This window comes from Parvibaculum sp. (genome assembly GCF_030651915.1).
Classification (GTDB): Bacteria; Pseudomonadota; Alphaproteobacteria; order Parvibaculales; family Parvibaculaceae; genus Parvibaculum.
Map to the genome: position 1 here is coordinate 272883 of NZ_JAUSBV010000008.1, position 21776 is coordinate 294658.

The window sequence follows — 21776 nt, forward strand, 5'->3', positions numbered from 1 at the left end:
TACTTATGACCACGAAGACCTTCGCGGATCTCGGCGTTGCCGAGCCGCTCTGCCGCGCTCTTGAAGCGCAGAACTACACCACTCCAACCCCCATTCAGGCCCAATCCATTCCGGCGCTCCTTCAGGGCCGCGATCTGCTGGGCCTTGCCCAGACCGGCACCGGAAAGACGGCGGCTTTTGTGCTTCCGATCCTGCAGCGTCTGGCCGCCAATCAGACCAAGCGCCCTGCCAAAGGCGCACATGTCGTGATTCTCGCGCCGACGCGCGAGCTCGCGGTTCAGATCGGCCAGAGCGTTGAAACCTATGGCCAGAACCTGAAGCTCCGCCACACCGTCATTTTCGGCGGCGTCAATCAGTTCCGTCAGGTGAAAGCCCTGGCTGGCGGCGTCGACATTCTGGTCGCGACGCCCGGCCGACTGCTTGATCTGATGAACCAGCGCCATGCCGATCTCCGTCAGGCCTCCGTACTGGTTCTGGACGAAGCAGACCGCATGCTCGACATGGGCTTCATCCACGACGTCAAGAAGATCGTCGCGGTATTGCCGAAGACACGCCAGTCGCTGCTGTTCTCCGCCACCATGCCCTCGAACATCGAGCATCTGGCAGCTGAAATCCTCAACGAGCCGGTACGCGTCGAAGTTCGGCCTGAGGTTATCACCGTCGACAAGGTCGACCAGCGCGTGCTGCATGTCGATGGCAAGCGCAAGCGCGAGCTTCTGGCAAAGCTGCTGGACGACAGCGAGTTGAGTCGCGTCATCGTTTTCACGCGCACCAAGCATTGCGCCAACCGCGTCAGCGAACAGCTCGAAAAGACGGGCATCGCCGCCGAAGCCATTCACGGCAACAAATCGCAGGGCGCCCGCCAACGTGCCCTCGAACAGTTCCGCAATGGCAAGGCACGTGTGCTGGTTGCGACCGACATTGCCGCGCGCGGCATCGATGTCACCGGAATCACGCATGTCATCAACTATGAATTGCCGAACGAGCCCGAAAGCTACGTTCATCGCATCGGCCGCACCGCGCGCGCCGGCAAGAGCGGCATCGCAATCTCCTTCTGCGACTCTTCCGAGCGTTCGCATCTGAGAAGCATTGAAAAGCTGACCAAGCGGCCGCTCACCGTGGTCGCAACCACGGAATGGCTTGGCGATCAGGTCGCCGTGCCGATGAATGAGCCGTCGGACAACCGCCCAGCCCGCAATGGCCCGCGCGGCCCCCGGCATCAGCCCGGCAAGCCGCGCCACTTCGGCAAGCCCGGTGCCGGCCGCGGCCGCCCGCAGAGCGGCCAGAAGCAGAGCCGCCGCCACGCCGCAGCACAGTAGAGCGGCGACCGCACAACAGCGGACAATTCTTTGCTATCGAAAATCGCCGCCTCGGGTCACTCTGAGGCGGTGTTTTCATATCCGGTCGATCGTCATGCCGAAACGCCGTCAGAATTTTTTGTCCCCGGCCATCCTACTTCTGCTTGTCGCTTGCGGCACACCCGCACCCGCCGACCGCAAGGAAAGCGCCGAGGCGATGGCGACCGGCAATATGGTCCCCGCCTACCTCCAGACACGGCAATTCGACCTCTACAGCCTCAGCCGCACAAACGACCCGCAGGACCTGCTCGTCGTCTATATCGAGGGCGACGGGCTCGCATGGCTGCGCATCGACGAGGCGTCGCCTGATCCGACACCCGTGACGCCGACGGCGCTCAGACTGGCGCTGGCGGACGGCGCGCCGGCGGTTGCTTATCTTGCCCGCCCTTGCCAGTTCACGGATGAAGCCCACAGGCGCAATTGCCGTACCGCCTTTTGGACAAGCCACCGCTACGGCGAAGACGTCGTCGCGGCGACAAACGAGGCGCTCGATATGCTGAAGCGGCGCACGGGCGCACAACGCCTCGGCCTTGTCGGCTTTTCGGGTGGCGGCGCTATCGCCGCGCTCGTCGCGGCACGGCGAGGCGATGTGGCGTGGCTGAAAACGGTGGCGGCACCGCTCGATACCGACGCCTTTGCGCGCCACCACGGCGTGGCACCGCTGACCCAATCGTTGAACCCGGCAGACATTGCCGCGACGCTTGCCAGCCTGCCCCAGCTTCATCTTGCCGGCGCCGACGACAGGATTGTGCCTGCTGCGACCGGCAACGCGTACATGACACGCCTTCGGGATTCGCGCTGCGCCTCGCTGCGTATCCTGCCCGGCACCGGCCATCATGACGGTTGGGAAACGAGGTGGCCCGACCTTGCCCAGGAAACGCCAATCTGTCGCTAACATCGACCACGCATCGATCAGATGCCTCGCACGGGCATCACAGACCCGTTGGCCGACAGCACTGAACGGCGGCGCCCGGTTTCATGCCGGGAAATTCAGCCCTTGATGAGATTCAAGATGCTCAGCAGCATCGGTTCGAGCCGTCTCGCGCCGGCCGGGCTCAAATGGTCGTCATCCACATAAAGCGCCATCTGGTGTTCTGACCCACGGCAGACCTCCGCGTCGCACAACACCAGATGCGGATAAAACACGCTCACGCCTTCCATACGCTCAAGCTCGGCGAGAACGGGTAAAACACCAAGCTGGCGCCGGTCGAAATCAGCCCGCGCGTTGACGATATCGCCAGTTCTCCCTTTCATGGCGGCCTTGACGAAGGCGGCCGGCAGATTGACATCAAGCTCGGGCACAGGCCCGACGATGATAACGCGCTTGCCCGAGGCGCGAATTTTCTCAACGGTTTCGACAAGAAGCCGCCCAAAGGTTTCACGGTTTGCGTCTTGATCGTTCTCGACAAACCGGGGCAGACTCGTCGGACGTTCGTTTGGAGACGGCGTTCCCTCCGCGTAAAGCCCCCAGCGGCCAATCAGAACCACATCCGAAATGTCGGGATCGTGAAGGAGCCTTTCGACTTCGCTCGGTCCTGCAAGGCAGTTTCGAAATTGCCGCCCTTGCCCTTCAAGGCCGAAGAGCGGCACGCAACCGCCGCGCCCGATATTGAAACCCGATAGCTCCGCCGCCGTTGCCAATTGAGCGACCAGCGGCGCGATCGTCGCCTTGTGAGAATCACCCCACAGCATGAAAGAAGGTGTCGCAGTCGGCGCGCCGATGGCGCAATCGGCGGCCGTGCGCGCCCGAACGCCTTCCTCGCCAAAACTGCACAATCCACCCGAAACCACCCGCGTGGGCGTCGCACGTGCCAGCGCCGCAACTTCCGGCGCCAGCCGGCCCGGGAGACCTTTCCCGTCGACGATCAATTCTCTTGCGCCCAGGCACAGCAAAATGGCGGCAAGTCCGCCGGCGAAGACGACTTTGCGCGTCACCGGTGGACCGGCATTGCGCGCCGGCTGCTCCACGAAGCGGTAGGTGAGCGCCGAAAGACCAAAAGCGACGATGAGAAGGCCCACGCGGTGCCAGACTTCAAGCGATGCGCCGAATTCATATTCGGCGAAGGCAAGCAAAGGCCAGTGCCACAGGTAGAGCGAATAGGAGACCTTGCCCACATAGACGACCGGACGCTGCGAGAGCAGGCGTGCCGTCGCCGTTGATCCGGAATTCATGGAGGAATGAATGAGAAGCATGGTACCGACGACCGGTACCAGTGCAGCGAAACCGGGAAATGGCGTCCGCTCGGAATAGAACAGAACCGCAAAGATGATCAGCGCAAGACCCGCCGTGCCCAGAACCTCGTTGATGCGCCGATGTTGGACGACGGGAACGAGTCCCATGGCGAGTGCAACACCACCCATGAGTTCAAACGCGCGCGAATGTGGAAGATAGAAGGCCCATCGGGCTTGTGTGGCCACGCCCCACATCGAGACGGCGAGGGAGGCGGCGAACAAGGCGACGAAGATCGGCGTTCTCCATGGCCGCAACTGCCGCGCGAACAGTAGGAGAGCGAATGGCGCGACCAGATAAAATTGCTCTTCGACACCGAGTGACCATGTGTGCAGCAACGGCTGCGTCTCGGCGGCCGGTGCGAAATAGCCGGCCTGATGGGAAAAATGGAAATTCGAAAAGAAAGCCATCGCGGCAATGATCGATCGGCCGAACAACACGTAGTCGGCCGGGGCAAGAAGAACCGCACCCGCAGCCGCGGAAGCCGCTATTACCAGGAACAGGGCGGGAAAGATGCGCCGTATACGCCGTTCGTAGAAACGGGCGAGGTTGAACTTTTTTTCCGCCTCCTCCTTCAGGATAATGGAAGCAATCAGGTAGCCCGAGATGACGAAGAAGATGTCCACCCCCACGAAACCGCCAGGCATGATACCAACTTTGGCGTGGAAGATGATCACAGCAAGAACCGCAACAGCCCTCAGCCCGTCGATGTCCGGCCTCCATGCGAGTGCCGAACCTTGATGTTGCCAAACTCTCTTCGTCATTGGGGGTCCCACGAGACAAGCGACGTACAATTTTGGGCGAAGCACGCCGGAATATCCATCGCTGTTTCATCCGCAAACCGCTGGTTGCGGTCGGTTCGCGCCCGGGACGAAAACGCCGTCCAAAAACCCTCTTGGTGCACCCTGATCGTCTCGCTCGGCAGCGCCGTCTTCGGCAGACGCCATGCACCCGCAGCGAACCGCACAGGCTGTTACCTCTCATATTTCGGAATTGAGAACGCTGCCAAAAATAGGCAGCGCAGGTCCCGGACTTGCTTGGTGGGCGCACCAGGACTCGAACCTGGGACCCGCTGATTAAGAGTCAGCTGCTCTACCAACTGAGCTATGCGCCCGCCGTGCCGCCGGACATAGCGCCGGGGGCGACCGGTGGAAACCACCATCCCGGCCACGTGTGACGTGGGGGAGCGGTGCCTATAGCAAAGGAAAGAGGACCTGTCCAGCAGCCCTCTCCACCGACCAAAGGCGGCGCCCCGAAAGGTCGGCCGTTGTCACCAGAAGGCGCTGGGCCCGCGTGAGATTTCGACGTTGCGATGGATATAAACACTCATCAGCAAGCCCAAAGCGAACATCAGAGACAGCATGGCCGTGCCGCCATAGGACACCAGCGGCAATGGCACGCCGACGACGGGCAGCAACCCCATCACCATCGCGGAATTGATGAAAACATAGAGAAAGAACGTCATCGACACGCCGATAGCCAGCAACCGGCCAAACTGGTTGCGGCACTGCATCGCCACATTGAGCGAGAACATCAGCACGATGAAATAGAGCACCAGCAACACAAGCCCGCCCACAAGGCCAAGCTCCTCACCCAGCATCGTGAAAATGAAGTCGGTATGCTTTTCGGGCAGGAAATTGAGTTGGCTTTGCGTGCCCTCCATAAACCCTTTGCCAAAAACCCCGCCGGCACCGAGGGCGATCTTGGATTGCAGAATGTGATAGCCCGCGCCCAAGGGATCGCGCTCCGGATCGAGAAAAGTAAAAACGCGATTCTTCTGGTAGTCATGCAGCCGGCTCCAGACGACCGGCACGGTCGCGAGCACGATGATTCCGGACAAGATGAAATAGCGCCAGCGCAATCCAGCCGCGAAGAACAGGATCGCACCTGACGCCACCAGGAGGATCGCGGTACCAAGATCAGGCTGCAGGACAACAAGGCCGACCGGCACAGCAATCAATAAAACCGGGATGACGAGATTGCGCAGCCGCGACACTTCCTCAAGCGTCAACCCGTGAAAATAGCGCGCCAACGCCATCAGCAGCGTCACCTTCATCACTTCGGACGGTTGCACCTGGACAAATCCGAGATTGAGCCAGCGCTGGGCGCCCATGCCGGTGAAACCCACAATCTCGACCGCAACCAACATGGCAAGCGCTACGCCGTACAGCGGATAGGCGAGCCGCATCCAGAGACGCAGATCGATCATCGCAACAATCAATAAAATGCAAACGCCAACTCCGAAACGCAACGCCTGCCTGTAGGCCCATGGCGAAAAACTGCCCTCGGCGACCGAGTAAAGCATCGCGAATCCGATCGACGCGATCAGCACCAGCAACAACAAGAATCCCCAATTGAACTCAATGAGCTTGTCGGTGAGTCGCATTTCACGACCGGTGAAGCGCCTGAGATCGAGCATCAGCCTTCCCTCGTCTTGCCGTCAGCGCGCGATGGCACCGTGGCTTGTGGCCGTTCGGGGTTGCGGATCAAAACTTCGCGCATGATGTCGCGTGCGACAGGTGCGGCGGCACCTGATCCCGATCCGCCATGCTCGATGATGACAGACATGGCATACCGGGGGGCATGAACGGGCGCATAGCAGACAAAGAGCGCATGATCGCGAAACCGCCACTCGAGTTGGTCGTTTCGCAACACGCCGGTCGACCGCTCGGCGCGGCTGATCCGCCGAACCTGCGCCGTACCGGTCTTGCCGGCGAGCTCCATCCCCGGATCTGGAATCCGCGAGCGAAACGCCGTGCCGCCCGCTTCATTCGAAACGGCGTTCATGCCGTCACAGGCGACTTTCAATGCCGCTTCGCTGACACCAATCGCTGCGGGTCGCGGCGTCGGCAACAATTGTCCGCCAATGGCGCGAGTCAGTCGAGGCTTTACGGCGTAGCCGCCATTGGCAAGCCGCGCCGTCATCACAGCGAGTTGCAGCGGCGTCGCAAGCAAATAGCCCTGACCAATGCCGGCAATCACCGTTTCGCCCTGGTGCCACGGCTCGCCGCGCGTCGCGCGCTTCCAGTCGGGTGTCGGCACGAGGCCTGCTTTTTCACCTGGCACTTCGAACCCGTAGGTCTCACCCAGACCGAACTTCCGCGACATCTCGGCAATGGCATTGATGCCGATACGCCGTGCGACATCATAGAAGAAGACGTCGCAGGAATACTTGATCGCCTGATGCATGTTCATGGCGCCGTGCCCGCCCTTCTTCCAGCAATGGAAGACGTGACTTCCCAGCGAATAATGCCCCGGGCACACGACGCGCTGCGCGGGGTTGATTCCCGCCTCAACAGCTGCTGCCGCCACCACCATCTTGAACGTCGAACCGGGCGGGTACATGCCGGCCAGCGACTTGTTGATGAGCGGCTTGTATTCATTGTCGACCAGCGCACGCCATTGCTCGTTGCTCAGGCCCATATTGAACTGGTTCGGGTCATAGGCGGGCGCCGATACAAAGGACAGCACGTCGCCAGAATGAATGTCCATGACGACGGAACCCGCAGACTCACCCTTCAGCCGGTCCCACGCAAACCTTTGAATATCCATATCGAGCGTCAGGACGACCTCGTCGCCCGGTTTGCCGGGGTCTTTGGCAAGCTCGCGGATCACGCGACCATAGGCGTTGACTTCGACATGGCTGGAGCCCGCCGTTCCGCGCAGCTCCTTGTCGTAGGTTTTTTCGATCCCTTCCTTGCCGATACGAAAACCCGGCAGACGCAGCAACTGCCGATCGGTCTGCGCGTCGGACATGTCCTTCTCGGATACGGCCGCAACATAGCCCATGATGTGCGCGAGTTCCTCGCCATAGGCATAGTCGCGCGTCTCGCCGACATCGGGAATGATCCCTGCGAGATCTGGTTCGTTGATATTGACCTGCGCAAATTGGTCCCAGGTCAATCCTTCGGCGACGGTCACCGGCATGAAGCGCGGCGAACGCTGCACATCGCGCAGAATCCGCCTGCGGGTAAAATCGTTGATCTCGACGATCCGCGACAACCTGTCGAGCGTCGCCTCGATATCCGGTGTTTGTTCGGAGATCATCATCGCGCGGTAGTTCTGGCGATTGGACGCCAGCACGCGCCCGTAACGGTCGACAATATTGCCCCTGAGCGGCGCCAGAAGCCGCATGCTGACCCGGTTTTCTTCGGCCAGCATCGTGTATTGGTCCGACTTCAGAACTTGCAGATAGTACATGCGCCCGGCGAGCACCACGAAAGCAACGCCTTGAATCCCGCCCAACAGCGCCGCGCGCCGCGTGAAGGTCTGATATCGATTGCTGTCGCGTCCGCTTATTTGCATGTGTCACGCCCCATCGTTCTGCCTCAGCTTCCCGGCAAAACGCGCGCCTGAACCCGTCCAAAAATCATAGCGAAGATCGGGAAGATCGCCACCGTCAAAACCATGTGTTGCATCAATGAAGATGGGGGAACCGGCCTCCCGTAGTATATCGACACAACCGCCCAAGAAATCGCGCCGGTGAACACCGCAACAACAAGAAAACCGAACCAGAAGACCGCAAAGGGAGCGTTGACCACAAGCGGCCGCTGCGAGATCACAACGGCATAGATGAGAACATAGACAAACGCCCAGAGCCCGATAATGCCGCCTGACAAAAGATCGAAGACAAGGCCGACTGTGAAAACCGCCAGAGGCGGAAACATTTCGGGTCGCACGATCGCCCAGTAATATATCGCCATCAGCGCAAATGCTGGCGTCAACGAGGAACCGAAAATGCGGCCAAGCGGCACAAAAGAAAGCAGGACGCAAACAAGCCCCATGACAAACGGCGCAACGACCATGAAGACGCGGCCCGCGCGGGCGGCCGGTGTCGGCGAATAGGGCTCGAGACGGACCATGCGCTACTCCGTTCCGGTCGAATTCGCGGCAGCCGAGGCCGCCGAATCGGCGCTGGACGAAATCGGCGGGCCCTTCAGCACGTCGGGTGGATCTTGCCGCTCGACCTGCGAAGGGAATTCGTATTGAAGGACTCGCACAAAATTGAGTCGCCCCCGGTCGGCGAATGTCTGAACACGCAAGTTACCATCACTGGTTTGTATGACGAGACCAACCGGCAGACCTTGCGGGATGAGCCCGCCGTCGCCTGACGTAACAACCCGGTCACCCGGCGAGATGGCGCTGATATTCGTCAGATATTCAAGGCGCGGCCACTCGGTATTGTCGCCCGCCAGTACCGCCTTGTAGTGCGCCGGCTCGATCACGACAGGGATACGGCTGTTGAGGTCGGTCAGCAGCAGCACACGGCTCGCCTTTGGGCCGGTCGACACGATGCGTCCGACCAGACCATCCGTATCGACGACGGCCTGTCCACTCTTTGCACCCTGCTCGCGCCCGACATTGACCAGAACGGTATCGACAAAGGGACCACCCGCATCCGAAACGGCGCGACCGGTTACATAGTTGATGGATGGATCGATCTGGACATTGAGCAACGCTTCGTAGCGCGCAACGCGCGCCTCGAGGTTGAGCGCCATCTCCTTCCAGGCGAGCAAGCGCGCATTCTCGGCCCTCAGCCGTTCGTTCTCGTCAAACACATAGGCATATTCGTCGGTGCGTTCGATCACGCGCCGTGCGGCGGCCACTGGCCGCGATGCGACCTCCAGCAGCGGCGCAGCCAGATCCGTAACGACCTGTCGCGCCCGATCGAAGACATAAGTTTCGGCACGGCCGAGCAGGAGCAGTGCGGCAGCCAGCGTCAGCATGAAGACAAGCGAGATTCTATGGGAAAACTCGCGGAACGGCAGCGCTGTCCGGTTCGGGTCCATTACAACTTATTGCTCTCTCGTTGCCGGCCGGCCCACCTTGCTTCTACCTTTCGCGTTCCATGAATGGAACAGGCTTGCGCCTCAGTATACCGACGACAAGACGTGCTTCATCGTCCGTATGTGTTCGAGGGCCTTGCCAGTGCCGAGAGCGACACAGGAAAGCGCATCGTCCGCAATGCTGACCGGAAGCCCCGTCTCGTCGCGCAACACCTGATCCAGATTGGCGAGCAGCGCCCCGCCGCCCGTCAGCACAATCCCTTTGTCGACAATGTCGGCCGCAAGCTCGGGCGGCGTCGCTTCGAGCGCAACCTTCACAGCCTCGACGATGGCACCAACAGGTTCGGCAAGGCTTTCGGCGATCTGGCGTTGGCTAATCGCGATTTCCTTGGGCACGCCGTTCATCAGGTCGCGGCCCTTGATCTCGATCGTCATCCCGTCGCCGTCCGCCGGGATAGCAGCCGAGCCGACCTCCTTCTTGATGCGCTCGGCACTCGCCTCGCCCACCAGCAGGTTATGATGGCGGCGGATATAGGCGATGATCGCCTCGTCCATCTTGTCGCCGCCGACGCGCACCGAACGCGCATAGACGATGCCGCCAAGCGACAGCACGGCAACTTCCGTTGTGCCGCCACCGATATCAACAACCATCGAGCCTGTGGGCTCGGTCACCGGTAGGCCGGCGCCGATCGCGGCAGCCATTGGCTCCTCGATCAGGTAGACACGGCGCGCGCCCGCCGACAGCGCCGACTCCTGGATCGCACGACGTTCGACGGCCGTCGATCCCGACGGCACGCAAACGATGATCTGGGGATTGGCGAAAGAGCGCCGGTTGTGAACCTTGCGAATGAAATGCTTGATCATTTCTTCCGCGATTTCAAAGTCGGCGATCACGCCGTCGCGCATCGGCCGGATCGCCTGGATGTTGCCGGGCGTGCGGCCAAGCATCATCTTCGCTTCCTCGCCGACGGCAAGAACTTGCTTCTTTCCGCCCTTCTCAATGATGGCGACGACCGACGGTTCGTTCAGGACGATCCCGCGGCCTTTGACATACACGAGCGTATTTGCGGTGCCGAGATCGATTGCCATATCGGCCGAGAACATGCCGAGCAGACCGGAAAGCATGTTTTTTTCATTCCCTTGACAGAGTGCTGCCGGACACCAGAGACATCGCGGCTACGAATTTCAGAGCTTCGCCACTTAGGGTGGCTTTTTGGTTAATGCGTCGTCAAAAATTACCGCCGCACGTCCGGCGCCGACGGCAAGCGTCAAAAACAATCAGGAAGACACCCTCATCGATTCTTCAGCCTACGAATGTCGTGGGTCGAAACTGTGGCGAGATCGCAACTGGAAACGGCACCAATGGCCTCGATACGCGCAACAACTCCCGCTACCGGCATCGCGCCAATCGCAGCGGCCGGAAAATTAAGAGCGCGTTAAGGCCAACCCGTCCCGCATCTGCACGGGATTCTTATGCCAGAACGTGACGAAAACGCAATGGCAAAGACAGAATTTTCGCGGCTTTTCAATGGTTTGAAGAGGTTTGGGGCGGCAGCTCCATAACCTCCTGCATGCGCCCTTCGAGCGCACCGCGACGACGCTTGACGGCCTCCACGACGAACTCCATGACGGCGCGAACATGAGCAAGCTGCGCGAGGTCGTTGCGGGCAAGCAGCCACATTTCCAGCGCGCCGAGCATGTCGGGGCCAAAGATGCGCTCGAGCCCTTCGTCCGAGTCGGCAAGAATACAAGGCAAGGCGGCAAAGCCGAGTCCGTTCCGCGCCGCCTCGGTGCGTGTCGCAACACTGGACGATCGCAGTGTCACATTCGCCGACTTCTCCGCCCGCGAGAACCACCACACCGGCCCGAGCGGCGTTTCCGCGCGCGGGAACCCGATCAGATCGTGACCGGCGATGTCGGCCATCTGGCGCGGATGCCCGCGTTCTTCGAGATAGGCCGGCGCAGCGTAAAGCCCGTAGGCCATGTCGCCGACCTTGCGCATCAGCATGTCGCCCTGCGTCGGACGGGCGAGCCGCAGCGCCACATCGACATCCTTGAGCGGATTGCCGATACGCGGCGCAGCACCGGCCGCTGCGAGGCGCGGATCGGTGACGATTTCGAGCTCGAGCCCCGGATAGGCGTGGCAAAAGGATGAAAGCCCCGGCGCCAACAAAGCCGCGGCCACCACATCGCTGGCCGCCAGCCGGACAATGCCTTCAGCGCCGCTGCCGCCGGCGGCGGCGAAATCGCGCGGCAGGGCGGACAACCGCCGGTCGACGGGTTCGAGCGTCTCGACCAGCTTTTCTCCTGCAGCTGTAAGGCGATAGCCGGTCCGCTCGCGTTCGAACAGGCGCGCGCCGAGATCGTCCTCCAGCGAGGCGATGCGCCGGAGGACGGTGGTCGTATTGACCCCGAGCTGCTGCCCGGCGCCGGACAGGCTGCCGGCCGCCGCAACCGCCAGAAAGTACCGTAAATCATCCCAATTCATACACTTAGCCCCCGCCACCAGACCGAAACCGAGGTTTGCGTGAACAGCATAGGGGTCTTGCATCGCCATTAAAATGCGAAAAAGCAACGGTCGACTTGCGGGAAAAGGGTATGTCGGAGGCAATTGTGACAGCACAGCGGAGCAACGGTTTACCCCCCTCTGTCACAAAACTGTCATAAAACTGTCATATCAGGCCAGCAGGAACGCCACATAGGCCGCATAGCCGACCAGCAGACATGTCGCCTCCACCCGCCCGAGCCGTGCCCCGGTGAAGGCGAAGAAGAGAAAGACCAGCGTCGCCGCGCCCATGACCCAGATGTCGAAAGAGGCGATGTCGGCCGGCACCGTGATCGGCTTGACGATGGCAACCGTGCCGGCGATGCCGAGCACGTTGAAGATGTTGCTGCCGACCACATTGCCGATGGCGATCTCCGATTTGCGTCGGAAGGCGGCAAGCACCGAGGTCGCCAGCTCCGGCAGCGAGGTGCCGACGGCGACGACGGTCAGACCGATGACCGAGTCGGAGATGCCGAAAGTATCGGCGAGCGTGACGGCACTGTCGACCAGCAGCGAGGCGCCGGCGACCAGCGCAACAAGACCGCCCAGCGCCATGACGAGTTCGATCAACAGGCCGAAACGCGGACCCGCCTGCAGGAAGGCTGCTTCGGCCGCATGCAGATCGGCGGTGCCGTCCTGGCACTTGCGGTCGGCGCGATAGGTGTAGACGAGGTAGGCGGCCAGCAACAGCAGGAAGACGATGCCGACGCCGCGCGACAGGAAGCCGTAGACGCAGACGGCGATCATCACCGCGGCGGCGGCCAGCATCATCGAGCCGTCGCGTTTCAGCACCCCCCGCTCCACCGTCATCGGATAGACGAGACCGGCAATGCCGATGATCAGCAGGATATTGGCGATGTTGGAGCCGACGACATTGCCGACCGCGATGCCGGGATAGCCGCGAAAGGCACCTTCAAGACTGGCAACGAGTTCCGGCGAGGAGGTGCCGAAACCGACCAGCGTCAACCCGATCAGGAAGGGGGAAACGCCGAGCCGCGTCGCAAGCCCCGCCGCACCCTTGACCAGAAACTCCGCGCCGCCCAGCAGCAGCAACAGCCCGAGAACCAGAAACAGCAGCGTCAATCGCCAACTCCTTCATGTCCCGTGCGCGCTTCACGGATAACACAACCACGCGTCTGACGTGCAAGAGATAGAGTGTTTGCAAGCAGTCCGCGAGCCCCGGCGGAAAATAAATAAAGAGGGCTCAACCCGAGACCGGTTTTACAAGACCGGCCGCCTGCTTCGCCCTTGCGCGTGCCTCGTCGACATTCGCGGCCCGCGCCAGCGCCACGCCCATGCGGCGCTTGGTGAAGGCCTCGGGCTTGCCGAAAAGCCGGACCTCGGTGCCCGGCAGCGCCAGCGCCTGATCGAGACCTTCAAAGGCGATGCCCTTTTCGTCGCGCCCGCCATAGATGACGGCGCTGGCGCCCGGCGATGCCATCTCGACCGAAACCGGGAGACCGAGCACGGCGCGCGCATGCAGCGCGAACTCGCTCTGATATTGGGTCACCAGCGTGACGAGACCGGTGTCGTGCGGACGCGGGCTGACTTCCGAAAACCAGACCTTGTCGCCCTTGACGAACAGCTCGACGCCGAAAATCCCCCTGCCCCCCAAGGCATCCGTCACTTTTTTGGCGATCGCGCGCGATGCAGACAGCGCCTTTTCGCTCATCGGTTGCGGCTGCCAGCTCTCGACATAGTCGCCCTTGACCTGGCGGTGACCGACCGGCGCGCAGAACTGCGTCTCGACGCCGCCGCCCTGTCCCTTCGCGCGCACGGTCAGCAGCGTGATCTCGTAGTCGAAATCGATCATGCCCTCGACAATGACGCGCGGCGCCTCGACGCGGCTGCCCGACATCGCATGATCCCAGGCCTTCTGCACGCCACCCGGCGCTTCCAGAAGACTCTGGCCTTTGCCCGACGACGACATGACCGGCTTGACGAAACAGGGAAAGCCGATGCCGCCATCAATGGCAGCTTTCAGTTCAGCGGCGCTGGAGGCAAAGGCATAGGGCGAGACCGGCAGGCCAAGCTCCTCGGCGGCCAGACGGCGAATGCCCTCGCGGTTCATGGTGAGTTGTGTCGCCCGCGCCGTCGGGATCACTTCGGCGAGCCCTTCGGCCTCGATCTTCGCCAGCTCCGCTGTCGCGATCGCCTCGATCTCGGGAATGACGATATGCGGGCGCTCTTTTTCGATCAGCGCGCGCAGCGCCCCGGCGTCGGTCATCGCGATCACGTGGCTGCGATGCGCCACCTGGTGCGCCGGCGCGTCGGCGTAGCGGTCGACCGCGATCACCTCGACGCCGTAACGCTGCAACTCGATAGCGACTTCCTTGCCAAGCTCGCCCGAGCCCAGCAGCATGACCCGCGTGGCCGACGGGGAAAGCGGCGTGCCGATGCGCATGAGGCCTCCTTGAACCGTTAGGGCGGCGGGTCTAGCACGGATCGGCGGGCCTTGTGCAGCCCGCTTTTTGATGATAACAATTGAATATATATTCAATTGTATGGTTCATCATGGCCACGCCGAAAACCGCCAGTGCCGCCCCGCCGCTGCCCGACCTCCCGCTCGACGACGACAAGACGGTGGAGCTGGCCGACATGTTCAAGATGCTGGGCGATCCGAGCCGCTTGCGCATCGTGACAGCAACACTTGCCGGCCCGCGCGCCGTCGGCGAGATCGCCGCCGCGCTCGGCCTCTCGGTCTCTCTGGTCAGCCATCATTTGCGCCTGCTGCGCGCGACAAGGCTGGTCAGCGCCGAGCGGCGCGGCAAGCAGGTTTTCTACCGGGTGCATGACCAGCATGTCGCACGCGTCATTGCCGACATGATCGCGCATGTGAACGAGGACGCGGAATAAACCCGGCTCCGTTTCAGTCCACTTATCCCCGCTCTCCCGCCCCGTGAGAGAATAGGCATAGGCACCAATCTCCAATGAATATCGGAATTCAAGATGACCGTGCATCGGCATAGCGACCATCAACACGACCACAGCCACGCCAATGAGCGCCGGGTGTTCTTCGCCATGTGGCTGACCGGCACCTTCATGATTGTCGAGTTCGCCGGCGGCATCCTGTCGGGCTCGCTGGCGCTGATCGCCGATGCCGGCCACATGCTGACCGATACCGGCGCGCTGATGCTGGCATGGCTCGCAACGCGGCTGGCACGCAAGCCCGCCGATATCGCCCGCTCCTATGGCTACGGACGCGCCGAAACGCTGGCCGCCTTCACCAACGGCATTGTGATGCTGGTGCTGGTCGGCTGGATCCTTTTCGAGGCGGCAACGCGCATCATGGAACCGCGCGACATTCTGGCCGGGCCGATGCTGGCCGTCGCCATTGCCGGGCTTGCCGTCAACATCGTCGCGCTGAAACTACTGCATGGCGGCGACGGCAATCTCAACATGCGCGGAGCGGCGCTGCATGTGATGGGCGACCTCCTGGGCTCGGTCGCCGCGATCGCGGCCGCCATCGTCATCCTGACGACCGGCTTCATGGCCATCGACCCGATCCTCTCGGTGCTGGTGGCGCTGCTGATCCTCCGAAGCGCCGCCTCGATCATCCGCGAGGCCGCGCATGTGCTGATGGAAGGTTCGCCCGAAGGCGCGGACGGCGTCGGGATTGCCGGCGACCTGATGGCGGAAGTGCCGGGGCTGGCCGACGTCCATCATGTCCATGCCTGGTCGCTGGCGTCCGATCGCAAGGTGGCGACGCTGCATGCCCGCCTCGCCCCAGACACCGACCCCGGCGTGGCACTCGCCGCCATCAAGGCGCGGCTCGCCAGCCGCTTCGGCATCGGCCATGCGACGGTGCAGATCGAGGCGGCCGATTGCCCCGACGATGCGGACCATCGCGGGCACTGAAATAACCCGCGCCATTCATGTTGCGGTGCGGTATGATGCGGGTCAGACGATCAAAAAAGGGGCCAATCATGCCGTTTTCGGCCGACGGAGCACGGACACTTCTGTCCTGGGCTGGCGAGCTGCGCGTCTTTGCGGAACTGGGCGCGCTGGCGCCGGCGCTGCCGGCCCTGCTTGGCGCGCCGCGCGGCGACGGTCATGCGGTGCTGGTGCTGCCCGGCATGCTGACCGGCGACGAGGCGACCTTTGTCATCCGCCGCTATCTCGACGAACTGGGCTACACGACGCATCCCTGGAACCAGGGCCACAACTGGGGCCCGAGCCGGGCGCTGCACGCGGCTTTGCGCGAACGGCTGCGCGAATTGTCGGCGCGCTATGGCCGCCGCGTCAGCCTTGTCGGCTGGAGCCTGGGCGGCATTTATGCGCGCGAGCTCGCGCGGGAATATCCGCAACTGGTGCGCCAGGTCGTGACGCTGGGCAGCCCCTTCGGCGCCGAGAACGGCCCGGACGGATATGACGGCGGCGAAAAAGCCGCCCGCCGCCGCATCGCCCCGCCGGTGCCCTGCACCGCCATCTATTCGAAAAGCGACGGCGTGGTTTCGTGGCAGGACTGCCGCGAAATAGAAGGTCCGCAGGCGGAGAATATCGAGGTGACGGCCACCCATCTCGGCATGGGCGTCAACCCGATGGTGCTCTGGGCGATCGCCGACCGGCTGGCGCAGTCGGAAAGCAATTGGACGCCGTTCGACCGCACCGGCTGGCACGGGGTGGTTTACGGGTGAGGCGACCAGCCGCACCTCCCCTCCCGAGATCCTCATTGCCGGGCTTGTATGGGCATGACGATGTTTGGGAACAGTGAACGAACCGCAGCCGCATAATTGCCGCACCCCCAGATACCGGCTTTCGCGCGGGTGACATCGGTGCTGTAGTGTTCTCCCAAAAGGGAGGCACCTATGAGCCTGACAGAACAAGAAAAACAACTGATCGAACATTCCATCGAACGCGTGGCGGAAGTGGCCGGCGATCCGTCTCGTCAGGTCTATGCGCGGCTCTTTGCGCAGTCGCCGGAGATGGAGGCGCTGTTCGTGCTGGACACCGACGGCAATGCGCGCGGCCACATGTTGTCGGAATCGCTCGATTGCATATTCGATTTTCTGGGACCGCGCGCCTATGCGCCGGTGCTGATCCAGAGCGAACTGACCAATCACAGCAATGTCGGCGTGCCGCCGCGCGTCTTCGCGACGTTCTTCACGGTGGTCATGGAGACATTTCGCGAATTACTGGACGCGGAATGGACGGCGGAAACGGACGCCGCCTGGGCAACGCTGCTCGGCGAGCTCGACGCGGTGGTGGCGGAGCAAGCGAAGAAATACGGCATGGAAGTGGTTTAGAGGCCGCATCCTCTCCCTAAGTACGTCATGGCCCGCTTCATGCGGGCCATCCACGTCTTTGCAGCCATTCAGACAAGGAAGACGTGGACGGCCCGGACAAGCCGGGCCGTGACGATTTTTTTTAGTTCTGCTTCCCCTACCCCCTGACCCCCGCGATCTTCGCCGCCGCCTCGAAACCGATACGCGGGCTCGACAGCAGCGGCACGGAGAGCGCGCCGCTGCGATCGGCGGCGGGCGCCATCGAAGCTTGCGCCAGCACCAGCACATCGACATCGCGCGCCGCATCGGCGAGGCGGCCTGCGATGCCACCGTAATAATCGTCGAGACGGCCTTCGCGGAAGGCCGCCCAGACGTCGTCGAACAGGAACTCGCGAACCCGGACATCGCGGCCGACCCGTGCCGCCGAGCTTTCAATCAGCGCCCGGGTGGGCGCGAGCGTCGGCGCCAGCGCCGCGCAGACGCCGATGACGCGGCCGGCCAGAACCGCCGCATCGGCCATCGGCCGGTCGATGCGCATGATCGGGATTTCAGCCTCCCCGGCTGCCGCTTCGGCGGCCGGCCCCAGCGTCGAGCAGGTGCAGACGACGACGCGCGCGCCACCTTCGGCGAGCGCCAGCAGCGCCTCCTGCGTGCGCAGGCTGACGGCGGCGGTGAGGCCGCCCGCCTTCTCGGTGGCGCAGAGAAGATCCTCGCGCACCGCATGGGTGAGCGCGACGCCGGGCGCAAGCTCGCGCGCCAACGCGTCGAAAGTGTCGATATGGACGGCGGCCGTGTGCAGGAAGGCGATGGCGGCGCCGTGATGTCGTAATGATGGAGGCATGGGCCTCTCCTCAAAGAAAAAGGCCCTCCGCGATCTTCGCGGAGGGCCCCATGTTTCGTCGGGCTGAGTGCGAGATCGCGTCAGTTCTTGGCCTTGTCTACGAGTTTGTTCGCCGAAATCCACGGCATCATCTCGCGCAGACGGGCGCCCACCTCCTCGATGGGGTGGGCGGCGGCGGCGGCCCGCGTCGCCTTGAAGCTGGTCTGGTTGACCTTGTTCTCGAGCATCCAGTCGCGCGTGAACTTGCCCGACTGAATGTCGTTGAGGACGCGCTTCATTTCGGCCTTGGTTTCCGCCGTGATGATGCGCGGACCGGTGACATATTCGCCATACTCGGCCGTGTTGGAGATCGAGTAGTTCATGTTGGCGATGCCGCCTTCATAGATCAGGTCGACGATCAGCTTCACTTCATGCAGGCATTCGAAATAGGCCATTTCCGGCGCGTAACCGGCTTCGGTCAGGGTTTCGAAACCGGCGCGGATGAGTTCCACGAGACCGCCGCAGAGCACGACCTGCTCGCCGAAAAGATCGGTCTCGCATTCCTCGCGGAAGGTCGTCTCGATGATGCCGGCGCGGCCGCCGCCATTGGCCGACGCATAGGAGAGGCCGACATCATGGGCGTTGCCGGTCGCGTCCTGATGGACGGCGATCAGCGACGGCACGCCGCCGCCGCGCTTGTATTCCGAACGCACCGTGTGGCCCGGGCCCTTCGGCGCGACCATCAGCACGTCGATATCCGTGCGCGGCTCGATCAGGTTGAAATGGATGTTGAGGCCATGCGCGAACAGGAGCGCCGATCCCGGCTTCATGTTCTCGTGCAGGTCGGCATAATAGATGTCGGCCTGAAGTTCGTCCGGCGTCAGCATCATCAGCACGTCGGCCCATTTGGCGGCGTCGGCGACCGTCATCACCTTCAGGCCCTCGCCTTCCGCCTTCTTCGCGGTGGCCGAGCCGGCGCGCAGCGCCACGGCAACTTCCTTGACGCCGCTGTCGCGCAGGTTCAGCGCATGGGCATGGCCCTGGCTGCCATAGCCGATGATGGCGACTTTCTTGCCCTTGATCAGATTGACGTCGGCGTCGCGGTCGTAATAAACGCGCATTTTTCTATCCTCTTTCGTCAGACGCTGGTGCCTTGCCATCGGCTTTGCCACCACGCTTTCAGTCGTTCCACGAATTCCAGAGCCTCGGGCTCGTGCAATTTCAGTCCCATGTTCCCGAAGGCAAAGCGCAGATGCGCCATCATCTCTTCGTCGGGTCCGCCCTGCTCCAGAATTCGCAGGCACGGCCCCACATAGCCCTCGTATTCGTCTTCCGGCATATCCGGTGCGCCAATTGGATTGAACTCATTCCAAAGGCCGCGTACTTCCCGCCAGCGCTGTCGACTTTCCTCTTTCGACAGACGCCTCATCTTTCTCCTACATCGCCTCGGGACCGCGGGCGATCGCCACCACGCCGGTCCGCGACACATCCACGAGGCCGAGCGGCCTCATCAATCCGATAAAGGCGTCGATCTTGGTCGGCGCGCCCGTCACCTCGAAAATGAAGGAGGTGTGGGTCGTGTCGATGACGCGGGCGCGGAAGGCATCGGCCAGCCTGAGCGCCTCGACGCGGCGTTCGCCGGTGCCCGCCACCTTGACCAGCGCCATTTCGCGCTCGACCGAATTGGCCTCGACAGTGAGGTCCATCACGCGGTGGACCGGCACCAGCCGGTCGAGCTGCGCCTTGATCTGCTCGATCACCATCGGCGTGCCGACCGTGACGATGGTGATGCGCGAGGTGTGCTCGGCCTGGTCGACTTCGGCCACCGTCAGGCTTTCGATATTGTAGCCCCGGCCCGAAAACAGCCCGATGACGCGCGCCAGCACGCCCGCCTCGTTGTCGACGAGGACGGCGATGGTGTGCCGTTCGATGGTCTCATCCTTCTTCATGCGCGTCTCTGTATTGTGTCCGGGGCCTCGGGGGAAGCTTATTTTGGCGTTTTCCCCGTCAAACCAGCATTTTGCCCTCTTCGGAGACGGTGGCGCCCTCGGCATCGTCGCCCAGGATCATCTCGTTATGCGCCGCCCCCGAGGGGATCATCGGATAGCAATTCTCGAACTTGTCGACCACGCAGTCGAGGATGACCGGACCCGGCACCTCGATCATCCGCTTGATCGCGTCGTCAAGCTCGGAAGGCTTCGAGGCGCGGATGCCGGTCGCGCCATAGGCTTCGGCCAGCTTGACGAAATCGGGCAGCGAATCCGAATAGGAATGCGAATAGCGGCCCTCATGCAGCAGCTCCTGCCACTGCCGGACCATGCCCATATATTCGTTGTTGATGATGAAAATCTTGACCGGCAGCATGAACTGAACGGCGGTCGAGAGTTCCTGAATGCACATCTGGATCGAGGCTTCGCCGGCGATGTCGATGACCAGCGCGTCCGGGTGCGCGATCTGCACGCCGATGGCGGCCGGAAAGCCATAGCCCATCGTGCCGAGACCGCCCGACGTCATCCAGCGATTGGGCTGCTCGAACGGGAAGTGCTGCGCCGCCCACATCTGATGCTGGCCGACTTCGGTGGTGATGTAGGTCTCGCGATGCTTCGACAGCTCGTAGAGACGCTGGATCGCCTGTTGCGGCTTGATGATGTCGTCATTGGTCTTGAAGCTGAGCGACTTGCGCGCCCGCCACGCTTCGATCTGCTTCCACCAGGCCGACAGCGCGTCCTTGTCGGGACGGCGTGCCTTCGACTTCCAGATGCGCAGCATGTCTTCGAGCACATGGGCGCAATCGCCGATGATGCCGATATCGACACGAACGTTCTTGTTGATCGACGAGGCGTCGATATCGACATGGATCTTTTTCGAATGCGGCGCGAAGGCGTCGAGACGGCCCGTGACGCGGTCGTCGAAGCGCGCGCCGATATTGATCAGCACGTCGCAATCATGCATCGCATTGTTGGCCTCGAAGGTGCCATGCATGCCGAGCATGCCGAGCCACTGCTTGTCCGACGCCGGATAGGCGCCGAGCCCCATCAGGGTGGAGGTGATCGGATAGCCGGTCAGGCGCACGAATTCGCGCAGCAGCTGGCTGGCAACCGTGCCGGAATTGATGATGCCGCCGCCGGTGTAGAAAACCGGCTTCTTGGCATTGGCGATCAGGTCGACCGCCTGCTTGATCTTCTCGATGTCGCCCTTGACCTTCGGCCGGTAGGTGCGGTGAACGACATTCTGCGGGCCGGTATATTCGCCCTTCTGGAACTGGACGTCCTTCGGGATGTCGATGACGACCGGGCCCGGACGGCCGTGGGTCGCGACATAGAAAGCCTCGTGCATGACGCGCGTCAGCTCCTGCGGCGACTTCACCAGCCAGTTGTGCTTGGTGCAATGACGCGTGATGCCGACCGTGTCGCATTCCTGGAAGGCGTCGGAGCCGATCAGATGCGTGGCGACCTGCCCGGTGAGACAGACGATCGGGATCGAATCCATCAAGGCATCGGTGAGGCCGGTGACCGCATTGGTGGCGCCGGGGCCGGAGGTGACAAGGACGACGCCGGGCTTGCCGGTCGAGCGCGCATAGCCTTCGGCCGCATGCACTGCGCCCTGCTCGTGACGAACGAGGATGTGGCGGATCTTGTTCTGCTGGAACAGCGCATCGTAGATCGGCAGCACGGCGCCGCCGGGATAGCCGAAAATCGTGTCCACGCCCTGATCGACCAGCGCCTTGATGACGATTTCCGCGCCTGTCAGTTCCTGAGCCATCGGTCCGGTCCTTGCGAGGCCCCGGGAAGGGGCCAGAAACAACAAAGCGG

20 protein-coding genes and 1 tRNA gene are annotated in these 21776 nt (G+C 62.5%); 6 read left to right on the plus strand and 15 right to left on the minus strand.

What is annotated here, in order from left to right:
- Nucleotides 1-5: 5 nt before the first annotated feature.
- The gene (locus Q7V31_RS12780) at nucleotides 6-1319 is read left to right on the plus strand and encodes a DEAD/DEAH box helicase (RefSeq protein ID WP_304734881.1); all 1314 of its coding nucleotides are present in this window, start codon (nucleotides 6-8) and stop codon (nucleotides 1317-1319) included.
- 118 nt (nucleotides 1320-1437) lie between these two features.
- Nucleotides 1438-2253, plus strand: a complete 816-nt coding sequence (locus Q7V31_RS12785; protein WP_304734882.1) for an alpha/beta fold hydrolase — start codon at nucleotides 1438-1440, stop codon at nucleotides 2251-2253.
- A gap of 95 nt (nucleotides 2254-2348) precedes the next feature.
- On the opposite strand, the gene Q7V31_RS12790 is transcribed toward Q7V31_RS12785, so the two are convergent.
- From Q7V31_RS12790 to purT, 10 genes are all read right to left on the minus strand, one after another.
- Nucleotides 2349-4397 carry an acyltransferase family protein gene (locus tag Q7V31_RS12790; protein WP_304734883.1) on the minus strand — a complete coding sequence of 683 codons (2049 nt, stop codon included), beginning with the start codon at nucleotides 4395-4397 and terminating at the stop codon, nucleotides 2349-2351.
- A gap of 229 nt (nucleotides 4398-4626) precedes the next feature.
- Nucleotides 4627-4702: transfer RNA gene (locus Q7V31_RS12795), tRNA-Lys, on the minus strand.
- A gap of 156 nt (nucleotides 4703-4858) precedes the next feature.
- Nucleotides 4859-6007, minus strand: a complete 1149-nt coding sequence (gene rodA, locus Q7V31_RS12800; protein ID WP_304734885.1) for a rod shape-determining protein RodA — start codon at nucleotides 6005-6007, stop codon at nucleotides 4859-4861.
- Nucleotides 6007-7893: a penicillin-binding protein 2 gene (gene mrdA, locus Q7V31_RS12805; RefSeq protein ID WP_304734886.1), complete on the minus strand. Its 1887-nt coding sequence runs from the start codon at nucleotides 7891-7893 to the stop codon at nucleotides 6007-6009. The genes rodA and mrdA overlap by 1 nt, the downstream gene beginning before the upstream one ends.
- A gap of 23 nt (nucleotides 7894-7916) precedes the next feature.
- Nucleotides 7917-8450 carry a rod shape-determining protein MreD gene (gene mreD / locus Q7V31_RS12810; protein ID WP_304734887.1) on the minus strand — a complete coding sequence of 178 codons (534 nt, stop codon included), beginning with the start codon at nucleotides 8448-8450 and terminating at the stop codon, nucleotides 7917-7919.
- 3 nt (nucleotides 8451-8453) lie between these two features.
- The gene (mreC, locus tag Q7V31_RS12815) at nucleotides 8454-9377 is read right to left on the minus strand and encodes a rod shape-determining protein MreC (protein ID WP_304734888.1); all 924 of its coding nucleotides are present in this window, start codon (nucleotides 9375-9377) and stop codon (nucleotides 8454-8456) included.
- An 81-nt stretch (nucleotides 9378-9458) separates the two neighbouring features.
- Nucleotides 9459-10499 (minus strand): rod shape-determining protein, encoded by a 1041-nt coding sequence (locus Q7V31_RS12820; RefSeq protein ID WP_304734889.1) that lies wholly within the window; start codon nucleotides 10497-10499, stop codon nucleotides 9459-9461.
- A 400-nt stretch (nucleotides 10500-10899) separates the two neighbouring features.
- The gene (locus tag Q7V31_RS12825; RefSeq protein ID WP_304734891.1) at nucleotides 10900-11862 is read right to left on the minus strand and encodes a LysR family transcriptional regulator; all 963 of its coding nucleotides are present in this window, start codon (nucleotides 11860-11862) and stop codon (nucleotides 10900-10902) included.
- Between the two features lie 189 nt (nucleotides 11863-12051).
- On the minus strand, nucleotides 12052-13002 hold the full coding sequence (locus Q7V31_RS12830; protein WP_304734893.1) for a calcium/sodium antiporter: 951 nt from the start codon (nucleotides 13000-13002) through the stop codon (nucleotides 12052-12054).
- A gap of 121 nt (nucleotides 13003-13123) precedes the next feature.
- A complete protein-coding gene (gene purT / locus Q7V31_RS12835) occupies nucleotides 13124-14323 on the minus strand; it encodes a formate-dependent phosphoribosylglycinamide formyltransferase (protein WP_304734895.1) in 1200 nt (399 codons plus the stop codon).
- Between the two features lie 110 nt (nucleotides 14324-14433).
- Here purT and Q7V31_RS12840 point away from each other — a divergent pair, with 110 nt between their 5' ends.
- From Q7V31_RS12840 to Q7V31_RS12855, 4 genes are all read left to right on the plus strand, one after another.
- Entirely contained in the window at nucleotides 14434-14775 is a 342-nt protein-coding gene (locus tag Q7V31_RS12840) for a helix-turn-helix transcriptional regulator (protein ID WP_304734896.1), read from the plus strand.
- Between the two features lie 93 nt (nucleotides 14776-14868).
- Nucleotides 14869-15777, plus strand: coding sequence for a cation diffusion facilitator family transporter (locus Q7V31_RS12845; RefSeq protein WP_304734897.1), 909 nt, complete (start codon nucleotides 14869-14871; stop codon nucleotides 15775-15777).
- Between the two features lie 68 nt (nucleotides 15778-15845).
- Nucleotides 15846-16556 carry an alpha/beta fold hydrolase gene (locus Q7V31_RS12850; protein WP_304734898.1) on the plus strand — a complete coding sequence of 237 codons (711 nt, stop codon included), beginning with the start codon at nucleotides 15846-15848 and terminating at the stop codon, nucleotides 16554-16556.
- 171 nt (nucleotides 16557-16727) lie between these two features.
- A complete protein-coding gene (locus tag Q7V31_RS12855; RefSeq protein ID WP_304734899.1) occupies nucleotides 16728-17165 on the plus strand; it encodes a globin in 438 nt (145 codons plus the stop codon).
- Between the two features lie 136 nt (nucleotides 17166-17301).
- On the opposite strand, the gene Q7V31_RS12860 is transcribed toward Q7V31_RS12855, so the two are convergent.
- The 5 genes from Q7V31_RS12860 to Q7V31_RS12880 all read right to left on the minus strand — a co-directional run bounded on the left by Q7V31_RS12860 (nucleotide 17302) and on the right by Q7V31_RS12880 (nucleotide 21726).
- Nucleotides 17302-17985, minus strand: a complete 684-nt coding sequence (locus Q7V31_RS12860; RefSeq protein ID WP_304734900.1) for an aspartate/glutamate racemase family protein — start codon at nucleotides 17983-17985, stop codon at nucleotides 17302-17304.
- An 80-nt stretch (nucleotides 17986-18065) separates the two neighbouring features.
- Nucleotides 18066-19085 (minus strand): ketol-acid reductoisomerase, encoded by a 1020-nt coding sequence (gene ilvC / locus Q7V31_RS12865; RefSeq protein WP_304734902.1) that lies wholly within the window; start codon nucleotides 19083-19085, stop codon nucleotides 18066-18068.
- A gap of 17 nt (nucleotides 19086-19102) precedes the next feature.
- Nucleotides 19103-19393: a hypothetical protein gene (locus Q7V31_RS12870; RefSeq protein WP_304734903.1), complete on the minus strand. Its 291-nt coding sequence runs from the start codon at nucleotides 19391-19393 to the stop codon at nucleotides 19103-19105.
- 7 nt (nucleotides 19394-19400) lie between these two features.
- On the minus strand, nucleotides 19401-19913 hold the full coding sequence (gene ilvN, locus Q7V31_RS12875) for an acetolactate synthase small subunit (RefSeq protein ID WP_304734904.1): 513 nt from the start codon (nucleotides 19911-19913) through the stop codon (nucleotides 19401-19403).
- A gap of 58 nt (nucleotides 19914-19971) precedes the next feature.
- Nucleotides 19972-21726 carry an acetolactate synthase 3 large subunit gene (locus Q7V31_RS12880; protein WP_304734905.1) on the minus strand — a complete coding sequence of 585 codons (1755 nt, stop codon included), beginning with the start codon at nucleotides 21724-21726 and terminating at the stop codon, nucleotides 19972-19974.
- Nucleotides 21727-21776 lie beyond the last annotated feature (50 nt).

What these genes read in the sequence shown, in the direction of transcription:
- Q7V31_RS12780 (WP_304734881.1), top strand. Translation starts at nt 6, where the DNA reads ATGACCACGAAGACCTTCGCGGATCTCGGCGTTGCCGAGCCGCTCTGC.
- mreC (WP_304734888.1), bottom strand. Translation starts at nt 9,377, where the DNA reads ATGGACCCGAACCGGACAGCGCTGCCGTTCCGCGAGTTTTCCCATAGA.
- Q7V31_RS12845 (WP_304734897.1), top strand. Translation starts at nt 14,869, where the DNA reads ATGACCGTGCATCGGCATAGCGACCATCAACACGACCACAGCCACGCC.
- Q7V31_RS12855 (WP_304734899.1), top strand. Translation starts at nt 16,728, where the DNA reads ATGAGCCTGACAGAACAAGAAAAACAACTGATCGAACATTCCATCGAA.
- mreD (WP_304734887.1), bottom strand. Translation starts at nt 8,450, where the DNA reads ATGGTCCGTCTCGAGCCCTATTCGCCGACACCGGCCGCCCGCGCGGGC.
- Q7V31_RS12825 (WP_304734891.1), bottom strand. Translation starts at nt 11,862, where the DNA reads ATGAATTGGGATGATTTACGGTACTTTCTGGCGGTTGCGGCGGCCGGC.
- Q7V31_RS12820 (WP_304734889.1), bottom strand. Translation starts at nt 10,499, where the DNA reads ATGCTTTCCGGTCTGCTCGGCATGTTCTCGGCCGATATGGCAATCGAT.
- rodA (WP_304734885.1), bottom strand. Translation starts at nt 6,007, where the DNA reads ATGCTCGATCTCAGGCGCTTCACCGGTCGTGAAATGCGACTCACCGAC.
- ilvC (WP_304734902.1), bottom strand. Translation starts at nt 19,085, where the DNA reads ATGCGCGTTTATTACGACCGCGACGCCGACGTCAATCTGATCAAGGGC.
- Q7V31_RS12840 (WP_304734896.1), top strand. Translation starts at nt 14,434, where the DNA reads ATGGCCACGCCGAAAACCGCCAGTGCCGCCCCGCCGCTGCCCGACCTC.
- Q7V31_RS12880 (WP_304734905.1), bottom strand. Translation starts at nt 21,726, where the DNA reads ATGGCTCAGGAACTGACAGGCGCGGAAATCGTCATCAAGGCGCTGGTC.
- purT (WP_304734895.1), bottom strand. Translation starts at nt 14,323, where the DNA reads ATGCGCATCGGCACGCCGCTTTCCCCGTCGGCCACGCGGGTCATGCTG.
- Q7V31_RS12850 (WP_304734898.1), top strand. Translation starts at nt 15,846, where the DNA reads ATGCCGTTTTCGGCCGACGGAGCACGGACACTTCTGTCCTGGGCTGGC.
- Q7V31_RS12860 (WP_304734900.1), bottom strand. Translation starts at nt 17,985, where the DNA reads ATGCCTCCATCATTACGACATCACGGCGCCGCCATCGCCTTCCTGCAC.
- mrdA (WP_304734886.1), bottom strand. Translation starts at nt 7,893, where the DNA reads ATGCAAATAAGCGGACGCGACAGCAATCGATATCAGACCTTCACGCGG.
- Q7V31_RS12870 (WP_304734903.1), bottom strand. Translation starts at nt 19,393, where the DNA reads ATGAGGCGTCTGTCGAAAGAGGAAAGTCGACAGCGCTGGCGGGAAGTA.
- ilvN (WP_304734904.1), bottom strand. Translation starts at nt 19,913, where the DNA reads ATGAAGAAGGATGAGACCATCGAACGGCACACCATCGCCGTCCTCGTC.